Source organism: Ensifer sp. MJa1 (assembly GCF_037026475.1).
Classification (GTDB): domain Bacteria; phylum Pseudomonadota; class Alphaproteobacteria; order Rhizobiales; family Rhizobiaceae; genus Ensifer.
On record NZ_JAKUMO010000032.1, the window covers coordinates 1 to 16728 of the forward strand.

Sequence of the window (16728 nt, forward strand, 5' to 3'; positions counted from 1 at the left end):
CGGGGTGGAGCAGCCCGGTAGCTCGTCAGGCTCATAACCTGAAGGCCGCAGGTTCAAATCCTGCCCCCGCAACCAAACTTCCCAAATACAATAAGCCCGCTTGGAGAAATCCGGCGGGCTTTTGACGTTTCTGGGGATCAACGAAAAGGCCGGACCACTAGCTCTGGAGCCGCCAGTCCCCGGCAAGGCCAATGGTATCCCTCCGGCGTGAACCGCCTTGCGAAGTTCCGCGTCTCCCGTGAGTCTGCACTCTTAAGAGTGGACTTAAGAGTGCATTGAGCATGGGACATGCAGTTTTGCTGACGGGGCCGGAGCGGCGTCGGCGATGGTCGTTGGAAGATCGCGCCCAGATACTGGCCGAGGCTTTCGCGCCAAGCGCGGTGGTTTGCGAAGTCGCACGCCGTTTCGATGTTGCGACTGGGCTGATCTATACTTGGCGACGGCAAGCTTTGGCGCCGGAAGCCGGTCCGGCGTTCGTCCCGGCCAAGCTCGTTGACGTTCCGAACAATGGTGATGCGGCCGAGCCGGCCGTGTGCGTGGTGAGAAAGGCGGAGATGCGAGCGCCATTTTCCGCGCCGCCAAGATTTCAGTTTCGACCGTGCCAACCTTGGCACTTGCTGGAAAGCCGCGCCGGATACATCCTCTAGAAGTTGCAGAACCTATGGAGGTTAAGGATGACGGCTTACAATTGTGTCCGTTTCCGCGTGAGACCTGGTCAAGAGGAACGGTTTGAGCAGCTGTTTTCATCTGCTCGTCGCGACTTTGAAGGGCTGCGCAAGATGGCGCTAAGCAAGGCAGCTGATGGATCGTATTTCTCGATCGCCGAATGGGAGAGCCTCGAAGCAGTCGCTGCTGCACGGCCCATGATGAAGGCTAATCTCGACACCTTCCGTGATGCGCTGTTGGAGATAAGCCAGGATCTCGGGGTTACGGACCCGATTTCCGGTGAGGCGATTTTCGAGATGACTCGTTAGCTCTATCTGATTGGAACCGTCTTCATAAACACCTGACGAAAGGGCTGCATTCCGAATTCGGCGCACCGCAAGGATCCTGCGATGCTCGAGGGCTCCTAAACGCTTTCCGTTCTGGCTTCGTAGTGCGATAGGATTTCGGCGCCGGTAGCGATCCACACGTCGTCGCGAGCGGCGATTTCGGTGAGGAAGTCTTTCAGGATGCGCCAGCGCATCGGTCGACCGGAGACCTGGGGGTGCAGGACGAGAGTGGTCACGCCGCCCCAGTCGTGCGTGCCGGCGAATTCTTCGCGCCATAGAGGCAGGATGGCGTCGCGGCCAAAGAGCGGGCGCGAATCCAAGCGGCCGGTCATCCCGAAGTTCCAGTCGTCGAACGCGTAGTTGACGGGGATTTCAACCGGTCCGGGCCGGCCATCGGCAAGGCGATGGCGGTAAGGCCGGATATCGTCGCGAAACGAGCTCGAATAGCGCAGGCCGCGTTCGGTGAGATAGGCGAGCAGTTCCGGGAAATTCTCGCCGGATGGCGCGCGGTAGCCGATGGGTGTCACACCGAGCCGGGACTTCAGCGCCTCGAGGCCACGGTCGATCTCCTCCTTCGCCTCGTCCAGCTTGTTGCGATCCGGGCATTTGTGCAGGTAGCCGTGATGGGCGATCTCGTGCCCAGCCGTGACAATCGGTTCACACGCGGCGGTGTGGGCTTCGGCCGTCCAGCCTGGAATGAAGAACGTCGCTTTGAGGTTCAGCATATCCAGCAGTTCGAGGATCTTTGCGATACCCACCCGTGCGTCGTAACCGCCGAGCGAGGTCGTTACCATCCGGTCGACATTGGCGTGGTTGTTGCCGATCCAGGCAGTCTCGGCGTCGACGTCGAAGCCGATGAAGAGGGCGCTTTTCTTGCCGTGCGGCCAGTCAAAAGCGGGGGCTGGTGGCGCCGGGTTGAGCGGGCGAGGGCTGAGATCGTAAGTCATGAAACGTCCTTCTCAAATGAAGACCGGCACTTCCGGTCCGTCGGCGACCAACAGTTCGCAAAGGTCTCGGCAGTCCGCGTGTCTCTCCAGCACGCCTATGAAATCGGCGAGGTTCGCAACGCGAGTTGCCGGCAACGCCATCGATGCGAGGCTGTCGAACTTGGCGCGGATGGCGGCATCGCTCATCGGCCGCTCGCTGGAGCCGGTGGCGCGCGGTACCATCGCCGTCCTGGTTCCGCCATCAGCGAAGGTGACGGTTACCTCCGGCTCGGCCATTTGTGGCATCTGCGGATCGGGATGGAAGCGGATGCGGTCGAGAGCAACGGCCAGGCGCGAATCTCCGCGGGAAGCGACGGAATACTGTTGGAGGTCGACGTGACCGAAGACCAGGAGTGCTGCCAGCGCGTAGCCGAGGCTCATTTGTGCGCCGGCCAGCGTTTCCAGTCGCGCCCGGCCGCACATGTCCATCAGGAAGGCGCTGAGGCGGAGATCAATCCTCGCGATGTCGGCGGCAGTGCGGTCGGTCTCGGCGAGGATGTCTCCGACCGCGTCGATGGCGGAATGCGCGCCGCGGCAGGCGGCGTAGGGTTTGAGCGAGGCCCGCTCGACCTTCCAGTTCGTTCCGAGGCCGGCGGAGAGTTCGGCCGGCTGTCCGGCATCGCGGACATAGGTACGGAAGAAGCCGCCCCAGACGTCCTCGAAGACCTGCGAGGGCCCGGAAAAGCCGGCAGCGGCAAGGTCGGCGGCGAGCAGTCCGCCTTCAGCCGCCCGGCCGGCATGGACCTTCTTTGCCTGGCTGCCGTCATGGTTGAAGGCCCACAGGCCAGAGGAGAAGCTGGTGGCCAATGTCAGGGCGTGGAGAAAGAGGGCGCTGTCATAGCCGCGCAACCGGGCGACCGCCGCTGCGGCGGCGAGCGTGCCGCAGGTACCGGTCGAATGCCAGCCCGCGCCATTGTGTGCGCCGTAGCCGCCGGAGGCGTCCAGCACGCGGCGGCCGACCTCGTAACCCGCCGTTAGCGCGCAAATGAGATCGCCGCCGGAAACCGGGGTCGCGCAGGACGGAAGAGCTGCCAGTAGCGCGGGAAGAACGACGGCGCCCGTATGATCGCAACCGCCGGAATCATCGAGTTCGAAGACATGGGCGGCAACGCCGTTGACGAGCGCCGCGTCTCGAGGGCCGGTTCGTTGCGGCGAGGCAAGGAGCGGCGTTGTTCCCCCGGCTGCGGCGAGCGAACGCACTTTGCGGAACTCGACCGAGCGGGTGCCGGCGAGGGCTGCGCCGAGCGTATCGAGAAGGTGGGATTTGGTGCGGGTGGCGACCCTGTCGGGCAAATCGGCAGGGGCAAGGCGGGCACAGAATTCGGCAAGCGCCTCGACATGCGGCAGCGCTTGCAGGCCGCTCCGGGCTGCATCGGGTGTCATGATATCCTCGTTCGGGCAGGCGAAGGGGACGGCCCGGCGGACCCACCGGGCCGTCCCGCCATTACTTTGCGGCTTCGCCGTTGATCATCACGCCGTCGAGCGTGCTCGCGGAGAGACCGTATTTTTCGAAGATCGCCTTGTATTCGCCGGAGGCCATGAGCGCCTTCAGCGCGCTTGCAATCGCGTCGCGCAGCTCGGGCGTCTGTTTGGAGAAGCCGATGCCCTGATAGACTTCCGTGAAGGGCTCGCCGACGATGGCGTAAGTGTCCTTCTCAAGCTGCAGCAGGTAGGGCAGCGTTTCCGAGCCCTGGACCGCGCCGTCAAGGCGCCCTTGCTTCAACTGGGCGCGGGCATCGGCCGAGCCTTCCGTGCCGACGATGACAAGCGCCGGCTTGCCGTTGGCTTCGCAATTGGCAGCACTCCACTTCTTGGCCTCGTCCGGGAAGGAGGTGCGGCGGCTCATGCCGACAGTCTTGCCGCAGAAATCGGTGATTTCCTTGAACTCGTCCTTGCGTTTGGCCGAGGTGTAAAACTGCGCACCGGAGCTCATGTAGTCGACGAAGTCCATGGTCTCGCGCCGTTTCGGAAGATCGCTCATGCCGCTCAAAACCAGGTCGGCGCGGCCGGTGTTCAGCGAAGACACCATCTGCTCGAAGCCGATCTCGGACCATTCGATCTCGGTGCCGAGCTGCTTGGCCAGCGCCTTGCCAAGCTCGATGTCGACGCCCATCAGTTCGTTCGTCGCCGGGTCGCGGTATTCCATCGGCGGATAATTCGGCGTGTTCGCGACCACGAGCTTGCCCGCGGATTTGTACTTCTCCGGCAGCTCCTGTGCGTGGGCGGTAAAGGCGAGCAGGCAAGCCGAGGCGGCCAGAATAACTTTTTTCATTGTCGTTCCCATTCTGTTGGTTCTTGCGGTTATCGTTGCACGGCCTTGAGGAAATCGGCCGTGCGGGGGTTGTCGGGTTGGGTCAGGACCCGCGCCGAAGGGCCGTGCTCGATCAGCCGCCCGCCGTCCATGAAGGCGACGGTGTTGCTGACGTTGCGGGCAAAGCCCATTTCATGGGTGACGACGATCATCGTCATGCCGGAGGCGGCGAGATCGTTCATCACGTCGAGCACCTCGGCCACCAGTTCGGGGTCGAGCGCAGAGGTCGGCTCGTCGAAGAGGATGAGCGAGGGACGCATGCCCATCGCGCGGGCGATGGCGACACGCTGCTGCTGGCCGCCGGAAAGCTCCGCGGGATAGTTGCCGGCCTTGTCGGCAAGGCCGACGCGTGTCAGGAGTTCCATCGCGTGTTCGCGGGCAACCTTCGGGCTTTCGCCCAAAACCTGTACTGGCCCTTCGATCACGTTTTCCAGCGCAGTCTTGTGCGGGAACAGATTGAAGCGCTGGAAGACCATGCCGATGCCCCGGCGCTGGCGGGCGATTTCCGCGTCGCTCAGCTCATAGAGCTTATTGCCGTCGCGACGGTAGCCGATCAGCTCGCCATTGGCCCAGATCGCACCGGAGTCGATGCGTTCCAGAAGGTTGATGCAGCGCAGGAACGTGCTCTTGCCGGAGCCCGAAGGGCCGATGATGCAGCTCACCTCGCCCTTGCGCACTTCCAGACCCACCTCATGGAGCGCCTTGAATGTGCCGAAGCTCTTGCAGACGTCAACGGCCTTGACCAGGATTTCGCTTGTCATGTGCGCCCCCTTCAGATCGTCGTGCGGCCGCGGGTGCCGCGGGCGTAGTAGCGTTCGATCCGGGATTGGATCAGCGAGAGGACGGTGACGATCGCGAGATACCAGAAGCTTGCGACCATCAGCAGTTCCAGCACGCGCGTATTGGCGTAGTAGATCACCTGCGCATTGTGCAGGATCTCCGAATACTGGATCACCGAGGCGAGCGAGGTGAGCTTGACCATGCTGATCACCTCGTTGCCAACAGGCGGGACCATCACGCGCATGGCCTGCGGCAGCACGATGCGACGCAGCGTCTGCATTCCCGTCATGCCGATCGTCCGGGCGGCTTCGTACTGGCCGGCGTCCACGGACAGAAGACCGCTTCGCACGACTTCCGAAGTATAGGCGCCCTGCTGGATGCCGAGGCCGAGCATGGCGGCGACGAAGGGCGTCATCACCTCGACGGTGTTGAATTCGAAAAGGCCCGGGATGCCCATCGTTGGGAAGATCAGCGCGAGGTTGAACCAGAGCAGCAGTTGCAGAAGCGCCGGCGCGCCGCGGAAGATCCAGACATAAACGAGCGCGATGTATTCGAGCACCGGATTGCCGGAAATCCGCATGATCGCGATGAGGACGCCGAGCGCGATGCCGAGCGACATCGCTGCGACCGTCATCAGCAGCGTGTTCCAGATGCCCTGAATGATCACGGGAGCGAACAGGAATTGGCCGACGACCGGCCATTCGATCTGGCCGACGACGAAGGCGCGGACGAGCAGCGCCACCAGGATGAGCACGATGGCGGCGAAGACCTTGCGCCCCACATGCTTGCGCGGGACGAGTTCGAGATGGGCGATGTCATGAGCATCGCGGCTGGAGTGGGGAAGAGCCGTGTCCGTCATGCTTGAGCTCCCGTCAGTGGCGCCAGGGCAATACCCGAGAGGTTCAGCTCGGCCCAGGCACGTTGTCCTTCGCAGGTTTCGGCGAAGGCTGCGATCTGCTCGCGCACCCGGGCTGGAGCCGTTCCTCCCTGGCCGAAACGTTCGGCAAGCGCCCGGGCCGGGTCGATCACCTCAAGCACGTCCGGGGTCAATGCCGCGTCGATGTTCGGAAGATCGGTCTCGGCCAACCCATCAAGTTCCATGCCCCGCTCTTCGCAGTAGCGCACCGTCGCGCCGGAGATCTCATGGGCATGCGAAAAAGGAATACCCTGCCGCACCAGCCAGTCTGCCACCTCGGTTGCCAGCGTGAAGCCACGCGGTGCGTCGGCTGCCATGCGTTCGGCGTCGAAGGTCAACGTCGCGATCATGCCGGCGAAGGCAGGCAGGATCAGGTCGAGAAGATCGATCGTCTCGAAAAGGGCGCGCTTGTCCTCGGCGAGGTCGCGGTTGTAGGCGAGTGGCATCGCCTTGAGTGTGGCGAGCATACCGGCAAGGTTGCCGATCATCGTGCCCGACATGCCACGCGTCAGCTCGGCGATATCGGGGTTCTTCTTCTGCGGCATGATCGATGAACCGGTCGAGTAGGAATCGTGCAGCTTCACCCAAGCGAACTGGCGCGAGGCCCAGATGCAGATCTCCTCTGACAGCCGCGAGAGGTTCACGCCCAGCATCGCCGTGACGAACAGAAACTCCGAGACCACGTCGCGGCTCGCGACGGCATCAATGGAATTCTCGCAGGGGCGGGCGTAGCCGAGATCGCGTGAAGAGCTTTCGGTATCGCGGGCGAAAGCCGAGCCGGCGAGCGCAGCGGCGCCGAGCGGCGAACGGTCGAAGCGGCGGTCCCAGTCGATGAAGCGCTCGATATCGCGGCTGAGCGACTGCGCATGTGCCATAAGGTGATGACCGAGCGATATCGGCTGGGCGGGCTGAAGATGGGTGAAGCCCGGCATGACCGTTTCGATATGGGCGTTCGCCTGTGTGGCGAGTGCATCCTGTACCGAAAGCACCAGCTTCACCAGTCGCCGTGACGTGCGGCGAAGGTAAAGGCGGGTGTTGTTGGCGGTCTGGTCGTTGCGCGAGCGGCCGGCGCGCAGCTTGCCGCCGAGGGCGCCGAGCCGCTCGATCAACAGGCGCTCGTGGAAGGTGTGAAGGTCCTCATCCGAGGCTTTCGGCTTCTCGCGGCCGGCCGCGACATCGGCCGCGATCGTATCGAGTGTTTGCAGCATCCGCGGCAGTTCGTCCTCGCTCAGCACCCCAGCGCGCGCAAGTTCGCGCGCATGGGCACGAGACCCGGCGATGTCTTCGGGGGAAAGGCGGAAAAAGCTCGGATTGCTTCGCGAGAGCGCCGCGAGTTCCGGAGACGGACCGCTGGAAAATCGGCCTCCCCAAAGCGACGTCGCTTGTTCTGTCATGTCAGTCTCCCATCTCGGTAATTATGTTCCCGAGCTGAGGTTGCCTTTTAGGGACCGCTTGCACAAACGCGAAAAAGCGATACCGTTATGACGAAACCGACTAGCCCCTTGCCGGAGAATGCCCTTGGTTCATACCTCCGTTCCGTTGCCTTCGATGACTGCCCTTCGCGTGATGCTGGCGATTGCGGAGCGCGGCTCGACGACGGCGGCTGCGGAAAGCATCAACCTTTCGCAAAGCGCCGTCAGCAAGCAGTTGCTGACGCTTGAAAACCTTCTCGGCGCGCAGATGTTCATGCGAAAGCCGTCAGGCATGGTGCCGACAGACCTTGGTCGCATCTACCTGGAGCAGGCACAGGTAGCGATCAAGGCGATGGAGGAGGCTGCGTTCCGCGCGGCGAGCCTGCAGCCGGATTCCCATACGCTCCGGCTCAAGGTGCTGCCCATCCTTGGTGATCGCTGGCTTTTGCCACGCTTTTCCGACTTCAACCAGAAACACCCGGATATCGACGTCCAGTACACGACCTTTGCGACCGACAACCCGGCGGCACAGCCCGACGCCGTGTTCCGTTTCGGTCGGGGACCGTTCGCGAAAGAACATTCGATCTACCTCTTCGGAGAGGATGTCCGGCTCGTTTGCGCACCCGCATATCTCGCGCGGCTCGGTTCCTGCGAAACCCTCGAGGATGCCGCGCGCGGTATCATCATCGAGCATCCGGGCACTCCGTTGCGCTGGATCGACCTTGCAGCGGAACAAGGGAAACCGGAGCTTGAGCCGCAGGCCGTCATGCGCTTCGACTATTATACGCTGGTCCTGCGCGCCGCGATCTCCGGGCAGGGCATGGCTCTCGTTCCTCCGCAACTCGTCGAGGAGGAACTGAGGGCCGGAAACCTTATCAATCCCGGCGGGATTCACTACACATCCAAGGCCGCCTATTGGTTCACCACCCCGACGGACCGCAAGCCCTCGCCCGCGCTCAAGGCGTTCCAGCGCTGGCTCATGCAGCAGGTGGAGTAGAAGAGGGGGCGATGGAAAAAGTGACGATACGGCAAGCGAGCCTTGCCGATGCGGATGCAATCGCGCACTTTCACGTGCGGGTATGGCGGCAAACCTATCGCGATCTTGCCCCACCGGAGGTTTACGCTCTGCTCGACGAAACCCGTCGCCGCAGCACTTGGCGCGAAAAGCTCGCGGCGGAGGATCCCGACCAAATCGTGCTTCTTGCGCAATTGGAGGGAAGGCCGGTCGCAATCGGCGCGGCCGGCGCGCCTTCAGCTGCGATCTTCGGCGACCACGGCGAGATCAAGAACCTTTACGTCGATCCGAACGTCAAGCGTCAGGGCATTGGTCGTACACTGCTCTCAAGGCTTGCTGCGCATCTGGTGGAGAGAGGGTTTCCCGGCGTCGGCGTCGGCGTTGTTGACGGCAACGAACCTGCGGTCGCTTTCTACGACGCGCTCGGTGGCCAGCGGGCCGGGGAATACACGGATGCCGGTCCGATCTGGCGCTCGCGAAATATCGTCTTTGTGTGGGAAAACGGCTTGGTGCTCTGAACGTCTCAGGCAGTCGCCGGTCAAGGGTTCCTTGGGCGCAAGCGCGGGATCGGCGACGCTGCTGACCACTTTCGTCATGTCGCTGGATTTGGTCTCACTTTCGGGCGATCGCTCCTGCTAGCCGAAGAAGAAGAGGCCGCATCCGTTCCGCCGGAACGCCGGCATAGCCGAGAATGAGCGCAGCCGGCTGAGGCGTGGCGATCGTATAGTCGGACAGGGGATAACATTGTAGCCCCGCATCGAGCACGGCGTGGTGCGAGGCTTGGTCCTCCCGGCCGCCCTCCAGCCAGGCGAGTGCATTGAGCCCGCTTTCGGAGCAGTCGACGCGAGCAAGCCCGGCAAGCGCATCCCGCCCGGCTTGCATGAAAGCCTCACGGCGCTCGGCGTAAAGGCCGCGCATGCGGCGCAGATGGCTGGCAAAGTGACCGCCGCCGATGAACTCGGCGAGCGCGAGCTGGGTTTCCACCGGGACACTGCGGTGGATCAGCCCCGAGAGCGTGCGAAATGTCCCGACGAGCTGCGGTGGCAGCACGAGATAACCGACGCGGATTCCCGGATAGAGCGCCTTGCTGAAACTGCCCGCGTAGATCACCCGATCGGAACCATCGATGGAGCGCATTGATGGCAATGGCGCGCCGTCATAGCGGAATTCGCTGTCGTAATCGTCCTCTATGATCCAGGCGTCGTTTGCCCGCGCCCATTCGAGCAGGGCGAGCCGGCGCGGCAGCGATAGGGTGATGCCGAGCGGGTGGTGGCGCGACGGCATGACGAAGGCGAGCCGCGCGTCGGGATAGCGCGCCATCGTGCTCTCGACATCCATGCCGTCGGCATCGGTGTTGGCCGGACACAGCCGCAGCCCGAGCGTGCGAAACAGGTTGCTGGTGGTCACCGGCCCCGGATCCTCGAACCATATTCCGTCGCCAGGATCGGCAAGCGCCAAGGCCGCGAGCGTGAAGGCGGCATGCCCGCCGGGCGTGATGACGATCTGATCGGGATCGCAAGGATCGCGCCGATGCAGGGCCAGATATTCGGCGATCCTCTGCCGCAGAACCAGCTCGCCCGCGACATCGCCATAGCCCATGGCCACGGCCTTGCCGCCGCGCGTCACGGCGTTCCAGCATTTTCGCCAGACAGCGAAGGGAAACCGGTCAAGCGCCGGACGGTTGGGGAGGAAAGGCTTGTCTTCCATCTGACCGATATCGGCTGACATCCGGCGTGACTGGTCGCCAACACGCGACAGGCGAGGCGGCGCGCCGTCGGCAACATCGTGGCGAGCGGGCATCGGCAGCGGCTTTGCCGATTGGCGCGGCAAGGCGGCCGACACGAAAGTGCCGGCTCCCTGTCGTGCCTCCAGATAGCCCTCAGCCTTCAAATTTTCGAGCACCCGCACGAGCGTTTGGCGCGACAGGCCCAACTCCCCGGCAAGGATGCGGCTTGCGGGCAGCCGTGTTCCGGCGCGCAAGTGCCCTTTCAGGATTGCCGTGCGCAATTGGTCCTGCACCTGGCGGAATTTCGGCAGCGTGATTGTCTTGTCGAGGCGGAGGAAAGGCAGGATCGGCCCTTCAAGCTGTTTGACCATCGGTGGCCTCTAAAAATTGGTACAGTCAATTGCACCATAATGGACGTTTCTTCGTCGTCCAATTGTTACATGCTGCCCCTACACGAAAACGCACCGATGCAGCCCTTCCGCAGGACGCAGACAAGGTGCAGGGGAACCGGGACAGGCGGCGGTGCCGACGACCGGATGCAAGGAAAAAGCAGCCATCGCCCACGATCCGTCGCCGACGGTCAACAGGAGGAATTCATGAAGAAGCTTCAATCGCGCGCAATGAGCCGCGCCTTCGTCTCCACGCTCGCTCTGGCCGCGGCGCTGCCGGGCATTGCCCGCGCCGAGGCCGCAGAAGAGTTGGTCGCCGCGGCCACGAAGGAAGGCGCGCTCACGGTCATCGCGCTGCCCCACGACTGGTGCAATTACGGCGAGGTCATCGCCGGCTTCAAGGCGAAGTATCCGGGCATCGAGGTCAATGAGCTGAACCCCGATGCCGGTACGGCTGACGAGCTGGAAGCGATCCGTGCGAACAAGGGGAATACGGGTTCGCAGGCACCCGATGTCGTCGATCTCGGCCTTGCCTTCGCGCCGGCTGCCGCCAAGGAAGGCCTTCTCCAACCCTACAAGGTGGCAACCTGGGACGAGATTCCGGCCAATATCAAGGACGAGCAAGGCTATTGGTACGGCGACTACTACGGCGTCATGGCGTTCGGCGTGAACAAGGACCTGCTCGAGACCGTACCGGCTGACTGGTCGGATCTGTCGAAGTCGGAATACGCCGGGGCCGTTGCACTCACCGGTGACCCGCGGTCTTCGGCGCAGGCGATCCTGGCGCTCATGTCAGCAGGCATCTCGCGCGGCGCGAAGCCTGGAGCGGAATCCGGCGGCAAGGGCCTGGAGCTCTTTGCCGAATTGAACAAGTCCGGCAACTTCGTGCCGGTGCTCGGCAAGGCCGGCACCATCGCACAGGGCCAGACGCCGATCGTCGCTGCCTGGGATTACAATCTTCTGGCCTGGCGCGACGCGCTGAAGGGCAATCCGCCGATGGAGGTCGTCGTGCCGACGAGCGGTGTCGTCGCCGGGGTCTACGTGCAGGCGATCTCGGCCTACGCGCCGCATCCGAACGCCGCCAAGCTCTGGATGGAGTATCTCTATTCCGACGAAGGCCAGACCGGCTGGCTGAAGGGATACTGCCATCCGGCGCGCTTCAACGCCATGCTGAAGGCCGGCAAGTTCCCGCAGGAGCTGCTCGACAAGCTGCCGCCTGCCGAAGCCTATGAAAAGGCAATCTTCCCGACGGTCGACGAGCTTTCCGCCAACAAGACCGCCGTGGTCGAGGGCTGGGACAAGGTGGTCGGCGCCAACGTGAAGTAAGCCTCCGTTCGGCAGAGAGGCTTCACCCCTCATGAAGCCTCTCGCCAGTGTACGCGATTAATCCAGGGACAAATCCGATGACGACAATCGTCGCCTCCCTGCCGGCGGCGCTCAGGCCGCGGCAGGTTCTCAGCTGGGTCGGGGTCGCTCCCTTCTTCCTCTTTGCCACGCTCTTCCTCATCCTGCCGACGCTCAACATCGTGCTCGGCGCGTTCCGCAACGCTGAGGGACAGCTGACGCTGGAAAACCTCGGCAAGCTCCTTGCGCCATCGATACGCTCGGCCTTCTGGATCTCGATCGAGCTCAGCCTGCTGACGGCCGTGCTCGGATGTTTTTTCGGCTTGCTCATCGCCGCCGCCATCACGCTTGGCGGTCTCCCGCGCCCGCTGCGCAATGCCATCCTGACCTTTTCGGGCGTCGCCTCGAATTTTGCCGGCGTGCCGCTCGCCTTCGCCTTCATCGCGACACTTGGTCGTCTCGGCTTCGTGACAATGCTGCTGCGCCAATGGTTCGGGATCAATCTTTATGGAGCCGGCTTCAACATCGTCTCCTTCCTCGGCCTGGCGCTTACCTATCTCTATTTCCAGATCCCGCTGATGGTGCTGATCATCACGCCGGCGCTGGAGGGGCTGCGCCGCGAATGGCGAGAGGCGGCCGAAAGCCTTGGCGCCAACGGAATTCAGTACTGGCGTCTGGTGGCGTTGCCGGTGCTCTGGCCCTCGCTTCTCGGCACACTCGCTCTGCTTTTCGCCAATGCTTTCGGAGCGGTCGCGACTGCAATCGCACTCACCGGCTCATCGCTCTCGATCGCGCCGATCGTCCTGTTCGCACAAATTCGCGGTGACGTGCTCAATGACCCGCATCTCGGCTACGCGATCGCCTTTGCCATGATCCTGCTGACCGCCATTGCCAACGCCGTCTACATCCTCTTGCGCATGCGCGCGGAAAGGTGGGTCAAATGACGGAAAGACGTCTCTGGTCCTGGCTCGCCGTCGTGTTGGGCGGGCTCTATTTCCTGCTCCCGCTCGTCGGCATGTTTGATTTCTCCCTGCGCATGCAGCGCGATGGCTACGGCTTCGAAGCCTATCGTGTGGTGCTGGCCGATCCGCAGTTCCAGCAAACCTTCGGATATTCGGTCGCGCTGGCGCTCGTGACCATCGTGCTCGGTATCCTGATCGTGGTCCCGACCGCCTATTTCGTGCGGTTACGGTTTCCATCGCTTCGCCCGATCGTGGAGTTCCTGACACTGCTGCCGCTGGTCATTCCACCGATCGTCATCGTCTTCGGCTACATCCGCATCTACAACACGTCTTCGGTCCTGCCGCTGACAGGAAGCTGGTGGGGTACCAATCTCCTCATTCTGTTCGGCTATGCGACACTGTCGCTGCCATACATGTATCGCTCCGTGGATACGGGCCTGCGCACCATCGATGTCGGCAGCCTGACGGAAGCGGCCCAGAGCCTTGGCGCCGGCTGGGCCCGGATCCTCGCCGTCGTCGTCCTGCCAAACGTCTTCGTCTCGGTGCTATCCGGTGCCTTCCTCACCTTCGCGATCGTCATCGGTGAATATGTCTTTGCCGCCTTGCTCAACGTCGGCTCGTTCGGCCCCTACATGGTCTGGATGGGCGGCAACCGCGCCTACGAACCCTCGGCGCTCGCCGTTGTCGCCTTCGCCATCACCTGGGCCTGTATGGGGCTGATCCAGCTTGTCACCCGTTTCTCCAAATTCTCCACCGTGAGGCGTTGACCATGGCTTTCCTCGACATCCAGCACCTGGAAAAATCCTTTGGGCCGACCCGTGTCGTCAAGGACTTCAACCTCAACATCGAGAAAGGGGAGTTCGTCTCCTTCCTCGGGCCGTCCGGCTGCGGCAAGACCACGGTTCTCCGTATGGTCGCTGGCTTCGAGACGCCGACATCAGGCGCGATCCGCATCGACGGAAGGGGAGTGACGGGGCTTCCTGCCAACCGGCGCAATATAGGCATGGTGTTCCAGGGCTACGCGCTTTTCCCAAATTTGACGGTTGAGGAAAACATAGGCTTCGGCCTCAAGGTTGCGGGCGAGGGCAAGGCGGCTATTGCACGGCGCGTCAGCGAAATGCTGGAGCTGATTGGCCTGTCCGATCTCGGCGGCCGTTATCCCTTCCAGCTTTCCGGCGGCCAACAGCAGCGTGTGGCGCTCGCCCGTGCACTGGCGCCGCGCCCGCAGGTGCTGCTGCTCGATGAGCCGCTGTCGGCCCTCGATGCGAAGGTCCGCATCAGTCTGCGCGAGGAGATCCGTCGCATCCAGCGCGATCTCGGTATCACCGCCGTCTTTGTCACCCATGACCAGGAGGAAGCGCTGTCCATATCGGATCGCATCGTGGTTATGCACCAGGGCGTCGCGGACCAGGTCGGCACGCCGTTCGAGATCTACAATCGGCCGGCGACCCGTTTCGTCGCGCAATTCGTCGGTACGCTGAACCTTCTCGACGCCGACGTCATGGACGCGGCCGCCGGCAAGGTGCGGCTCGGTGGTGTGCCGGTGGTGTTGAACCGGACGCTTTCCGGTCGATCCGGAGAGCGCATCAGCCTTGCCATGCGGCCGGAAACCGTCGCGCTGGGGCGCGGGGAGGGCGACGACGTCGTGCTTTCAGGCCGCATCGCCGAGGTGCATTTCTTGGGTTCAGTGATCAGGATCCGTGTCGCGGTCGACGGCGGTCTGCTCGCGCTCGACACGTTCAACCAGCCTGACAGGCCGCCGCCTTCGGTCGGCGCGTCGGTAGAGATCAGCCTGCCGCACCGTGACTTGCTGGTGCTTGCAGCCTGAAAGCCCTCGAAGTCTCGAAATCGCCTGCGAAGGAGCCGGCACTTTGACCGAAATGCCGTTTGATGACCTGTCGTCGCTGGACTGGCGCGCGAAGATTGCCGCACTTTCCGGCGCAGACCGCGCCAGGCTGGCGGAGCGGGCGCGCACCGCGCCGCTGTTCGCCCATGCCTATGCCTTTCATCTCAACATGCGCTTCGGTGGGCTGACGCCGCTGCAGCTTGCCGAATTCGCCTATGAGCAGCGGCTCGTTGGCCTCAAGCTGCACGTCGAGGACGGGGAGGCGACGAGCCTCGCCCGCATGTCAGACGCCGCCCTTTTGGATTATGGCGTGGCGGTAGCGCGGCTCGGACTGGAACTGCATGTGGAGACCAGCACGACGGAGGCGGCTGGTCTCTTCGATGCGGTGCGCATCGCGCTTGCCACCGGCGCAACGTCGCTGCGTTGCTACCCGCGCTACGAGGGGCGCGTCTCCGAAATCGTGTCACGGACGATCGCCGATTTGCGGCGACTGGAGACCTTCGACCCCGAAGGCCGGCTACGCTTTACGCTCGAACAGCACGAGGACCTGAAGTCGGAGGAACTGATCGGGATCCTGAAGGGGGTTGCCAATCCGCGCCTCGGCCTGCTGTTCGACTTCGCCAATATGATCAACGCTTATGAGCCGCCATTGCCGGCGCTTGCCGCGCAAGCGCCCTACGTGACCGAGGTTCACATCAAAGACTGCCTCGTCCAAGCGGATCGCGGCGGCTGGGCGCATCTCGCCTGCCAAACCGGCACCGGCCACTTGCCGCTGCATGCGATGTTCGTGGACCTGCTTTTGCTCGGCCAGGACCGGCCGCAAGTCTTGAGCTTCGGGCTGGAGGAAGAGGAGGGCTATTTTGCGCCCGCCCTGCGCTTCCCCTCTGAAGAGCCTGATCCCTTCATTGCGGCTCGCTCGGCGAGCTACACAGACATAGGGACCGTCGACCTTGGGGCGCGGCTGCGCCAAGAGGCCATTGCTGCTCATCGGCAGCTCGAATTTGTCAGAGCCTTACTCGATGAAATCGTTACCGAAGCTGAGAGGATCGAAGGATGAACCACGAGCCAACTTGCCCGCCGTCCCATCTGGCGCTCGCTCATGCAATGGCGGATGCTGCGGCCAGCGTGGTCCGTCCACACTTCCGCAAGCGCCTTGTCATCGACGCCAAGGCCGACGCGAGCCCCGTTACCATTGCTGATCGAGACGCGGAGGCCGTGATGCGACAGATGATCGAAGCGCAGTTTCCCGATCATGGCATCAGGGGCGAGGAGTTCGGTGCCTGCCGAACGGACGCCGAATGGGTCTGGGTGCTCGACCCGATTGACGGTACGAAGTCCTTCGTTTCCGGTTCGCTCGCTTTCGGCACGCAAATCGCATTGCTCCATCGCGGCAAACCTGTCCTTGGCATGATCAACCAGCCGATCACCGGCGAACGCTGGCTCGGGATGGGCTGCACCGCGACACTAAACGAGCAGCCTATCCGCACCAGCGAAACGACCGCGCTCGACGAGGCGATCCTCTATACCTCCGCACTCGAGCAATTCGACCCGGCGGGCCATAACCGTTTCGCCGCTCTGGCGGCAAAGGTCCGCTTCACCCGTATTTCTCACGATTGCTACGCAGCCGGGCTGCTGGCGCTGGGCAGTATCGATCTCCTCATCGAAAGCAACGTCTTCGACTACGACATCCTTCCGCAGATGCCCATCATCCTGGCTGCAGGCGGCTTAGTGACCGACTGGGAAGGACGGCCCCTGACAGCCGCCACAAACTTTGACACCGTGCTGATGGCTGCAAACGGCGATCTCCATCAGGCCGCTGTGGAGGTGCTTTGCCGAGACCGAGGATGAGCAGACGGAGGTAGCGCTGTAGCACATGCCTGATCGATTGAATCCGACTGCGGTTACACGCCACCAAGCACGCCATGTGTAGCGATCGGCGAACGATGCTCGCCGCCGCGCCAGCGACGGTCGGAGTTTCTAAGCGGCGTTGCTGATGAAGTTGTCGATCGAGCTTCTGCTGACGTCCGCCTCACTTCTGCCCAATGGGGC

General features: G+C 63.1%; 17 protein-coding genes. 10 read left to right on the top strand and 7 right to left on the bottom strand.

The features are described 5' to 3' along the window. The first annotated feature begins 281 nt into the window (after positions 1-281). Both MKZ91_RS31685 and MKZ91_RS28490 read left to right on the top strand, forming a co-directional pair. Positions 282-647, top strand: coding sequence for a transposase (locus MKZ91_RS31685; protein WP_442892360.1), 366 nt, complete (start codon positions 282-284; stop codon positions 645-647). A 27-nt stretch (positions 648-674) separates the two neighbouring features. After that, the gene (locus tag MKZ91_RS28490) at positions 675-974 is read left to right on the top strand and encodes an antibiotic biosynthesis monooxygenase family protein (RefSeq protein ID WP_336174410.1); all 300 of its coding nucleotides are present in this window, start codon (positions 675-677) and stop codon (positions 972-974) included. A 95-nt stretch (positions 975-1069) separates the two neighbouring features. Here the strand turns inward: MKZ91_RS28490 and MKZ91_RS28495 are convergent, their stop codons facing one another. The 6 genes from MKZ91_RS28495 to argH form a co-directional block, all read right to left on the bottom strand. Next, entirely contained in the window at positions 1070-1939 is an 870-nt protein-coding gene (locus tag MKZ91_RS28495; protein ID WP_336174411.1) for a polysaccharide deacetylase family protein, read from the bottom strand. A 12-nt stretch (positions 1940-1951) separates the two neighbouring features. Further along, complete coding sequence (locus MKZ91_RS28500) at positions 1952-3361, bottom strand: MmgE/PrpD family protein (protein ID WP_336174412.1); 1410 nt, start codon at positions 3359-3361, stop codon at positions 1952-1954. A 61-nt stretch (positions 3362-3422) separates the two neighbouring features. Next, a complete protein-coding gene (locus MKZ91_RS28505; RefSeq protein ID WP_336174413.1) occupies positions 3423-4250 on the bottom strand; it encodes an ABC transporter substrate-binding protein in 828 nt (275 codons plus the stop codon). 29 nt (positions 4251-4279) lie between these two features. Further along, complete coding sequence (locus tag MKZ91_RS28510) at positions 4280-5050, bottom strand: amino acid ABC transporter ATP-binding protein (protein WP_336174414.1); 771 nt, start codon at positions 5048-5050, stop codon at positions 4280-4282. Between the two features lie 11 nt (positions 5051-5061). After that, entirely contained in the window at positions 5062-5928 is an 867-nt protein-coding gene (locus MKZ91_RS28515; protein WP_336174415.1) for an amino acid ABC transporter permease, read from the bottom strand. Then, positions 5925-7379 carry an argininosuccinate lyase gene (argH, locus tag MKZ91_RS28520; RefSeq protein WP_336174416.1) on the bottom strand — a complete coding sequence of 485 codons (1455 nt, stop codon included), beginning with the start codon at positions 7377-7379 and terminating at the stop codon, positions 5925-5927. Before argH ends, MKZ91_RS28515 begins: the two co-directional genes overlap by 4 nt. Positions 7380-7533: 154 nt before the next feature. Between argH and MKZ91_RS28525 the strand changes: the two genes are divergently transcribed. Beyond that, positions 7534-8394: a LysR substrate-binding domain-containing protein gene (locus MKZ91_RS28525; protein ID WP_336174458.1), complete on the top strand. Its 861-nt coding sequence runs from the start codon at positions 7534-7536 to the stop codon at positions 8392-8394. 11 nt (positions 8395-8405) lie between these two features. Continuing rightward, entirely contained in the window at positions 8406-8930 is a 525-nt protein-coding gene (locus tag MKZ91_RS28530) for a GNAT family N-acetyltransferase (protein WP_336174417.1), read from the top strand. A gap of 94 nt (positions 8931-9024) precedes the next feature. Here MKZ91_RS28530 and pdxR read toward each other — a convergent pair whose 3' ends face one another. Continuing rightward, on the bottom strand, positions 9025-10509 hold the full coding sequence (pdxR, locus tag MKZ91_RS28535; RefSeq protein ID WP_336174418.1) for a MocR-like pyridoxine biosynthesis transcription factor PdxR: 1485 nt from the start codon (positions 10507-10509) through the stop codon (positions 9025-9027). Between the two features lie 249 nt (positions 10510-10758). Between pdxR and MKZ91_RS28540 the strand changes: the two genes are divergently transcribed. From MKZ91_RS28540 to MKZ91_RS28565, 6 genes are all read left to right on the top strand, one after another. Then, complete coding sequence (locus tag MKZ91_RS28540; RefSeq protein ID WP_336174459.1) at positions 10759-11853, top strand: ABC transporter substrate-binding protein; 1095 nt, start codon at positions 10759-10761, stop codon at positions 11851-11853. A 77-nt stretch (positions 11854-11930) separates the two neighbouring features. Next, complete coding sequence (locus tag MKZ91_RS28545; RefSeq protein WP_336174419.1) at positions 11931-12815, top strand: ABC transporter permease; 885 nt, start codon at positions 11931-11933, stop codon at positions 12813-12815. Further along, positions 12812-13600, top strand: a complete 789-nt coding sequence (locus MKZ91_RS28550) for an ABC transporter permease (RefSeq protein WP_336174420.1) — start codon at positions 12812-12814, stop codon at positions 13598-13600. Before MKZ91_RS28545 ends, MKZ91_RS28550 begins: the two co-directional genes overlap by 4 nt. 2 nt (positions 13601-13602) lie before the next feature. Next, the gene (locus MKZ91_RS28555; RefSeq protein WP_336174421.1) at positions 13603-14661 is read left to right on the top strand and encodes an ABC transporter ATP-binding protein; all 1059 of its coding nucleotides are present in this window, start codon (positions 13603-13605) and stop codon (positions 14659-14661) included. A 52-nt stretch (positions 14662-14713) separates the two neighbouring features. Then, positions 14714-15736, top strand: coding sequence for a sugar phosphate isomerase/epimerase family protein (locus tag MKZ91_RS28560; protein ID WP_336174460.1), 1023 nt, complete (start codon positions 14714-14716; stop codon positions 15734-15736). Then, positions 15733-16527: an inositol monophosphatase family protein gene (locus MKZ91_RS28565; protein WP_336174422.1), complete on the top strand. Its 795-nt coding sequence runs from the start codon at positions 15733-15735 to the stop codon at positions 16525-16527. Before MKZ91_RS28560 ends, MKZ91_RS28565 begins: the two co-directional genes overlap by 4 nt. Positions 16528-16728: the final 201 nt, after the last annotated feature.

Excerpts from the sequence above, each read along its gene's own strand:
- MKZ91_RS31685 (WP_442892360.1), top strand. The coding sequence starts at position 282 with ATGGGACATGCAGTTTTGCTGACGGGGCCGGAGCGGCGTCGGCGATGG.
- MKZ91_RS28490 (WP_336174410.1), top strand. The coding sequence starts at position 675 with ATGACGGCTTACAATTGTGTCCGTTTCCGCGTGAGACCTGGTCAAGAG.
- MKZ91_RS28495 (WP_336174411.1), bottom strand. The coding sequence starts at position 1,939 with ATGACTTACGATCTCAGCCCTCGCCCGCTCAACCCGGCGCCACCAGCC.
- MKZ91_RS28500 (WP_336174412.1), bottom strand. The coding sequence starts at position 3,361 with ATGACACCCGATGCAGCCCGGAGCGGCCTGCAAGCGCTGCCGCATGTC.
- MKZ91_RS28505 (WP_336174413.1), bottom strand. The coding sequence starts at position 4,250 with ATGAAAAAAGTTATTCTGGCCGCCTCGGCTTGCCTGCTCGCCTTTACC.
- MKZ91_RS28510 (WP_336174414.1), bottom strand. The coding sequence starts at position 5,050 with ATGACAAGCGAAATCCTGGTCAAGGCCGTTGACGTCTGCAAGAGCTTC.
- MKZ91_RS28515 (WP_336174415.1), bottom strand. The coding sequence starts at position 5,928 with ATGACGGACACGGCTCTTCCCCACTCCAGCCGCGATGCTCATGACATC.
- argH (WP_336174416.1), bottom strand. The coding sequence starts at position 7,379 with ATGACAGAACAAGCGACGTCGCTTTGGGGAGGCCGATTTTCCAGCGGT.
- MKZ91_RS28525 (WP_336174458.1), top strand. The coding sequence starts at position 7,534 with ATGACTGCCCTTCGCGTGATGCTGGCGATTGCGGAGCGCGGCTCGACG.
- MKZ91_RS28530 (WP_336174417.1), top strand. The coding sequence starts at position 8,406 with ATGGAAAAAGTGACGATACGGCAAGCGAGCCTTGCCGATGCGGATGCA.
- pdxR (WP_336174418.1), bottom strand. The coding sequence starts at position 10,509 with ATGGTCAAACAGCTTGAAGGGCCGATCCTGCCTTTCCTCCGCCTCGAC.
- MKZ91_RS28540 (WP_336174459.1), top strand. The coding sequence starts at position 10,759 with ATGAGCCGCGCCTTCGTCTCCACGCTCGCTCTGGCCGCGGCGCTGCCG.
- MKZ91_RS28545 (WP_336174419.1), top strand. The coding sequence starts at position 11,931 with ATGACGACAATCGTCGCCTCCCTGCCGGCGGCGCTCAGGCCGCGGCAG.
- MKZ91_RS28550 (WP_336174420.1), top strand. The coding sequence starts at position 12,812 with ATGACGGAAAGACGTCTCTGGTCCTGGCTCGCCGTCGTGTTGGGCGGG.
- MKZ91_RS28555 (WP_336174421.1), top strand. The coding sequence starts at position 13,603 with ATGGCTTTCCTCGACATCCAGCACCTGGAAAAATCCTTTGGGCCGACC.
- MKZ91_RS28560 (WP_336174460.1), top strand. The coding sequence starts at position 14,714 with ATGCCGTTTGATGACCTGTCGTCGCTGGACTGGCGCGCGAAGATTGCC.
- MKZ91_RS28565 (WP_336174422.1), top strand. The coding sequence starts at position 15,733 with ATGAACCACGAGCCAACTTGCCCGCCGTCCCATCTGGCGCTCGCTCAT.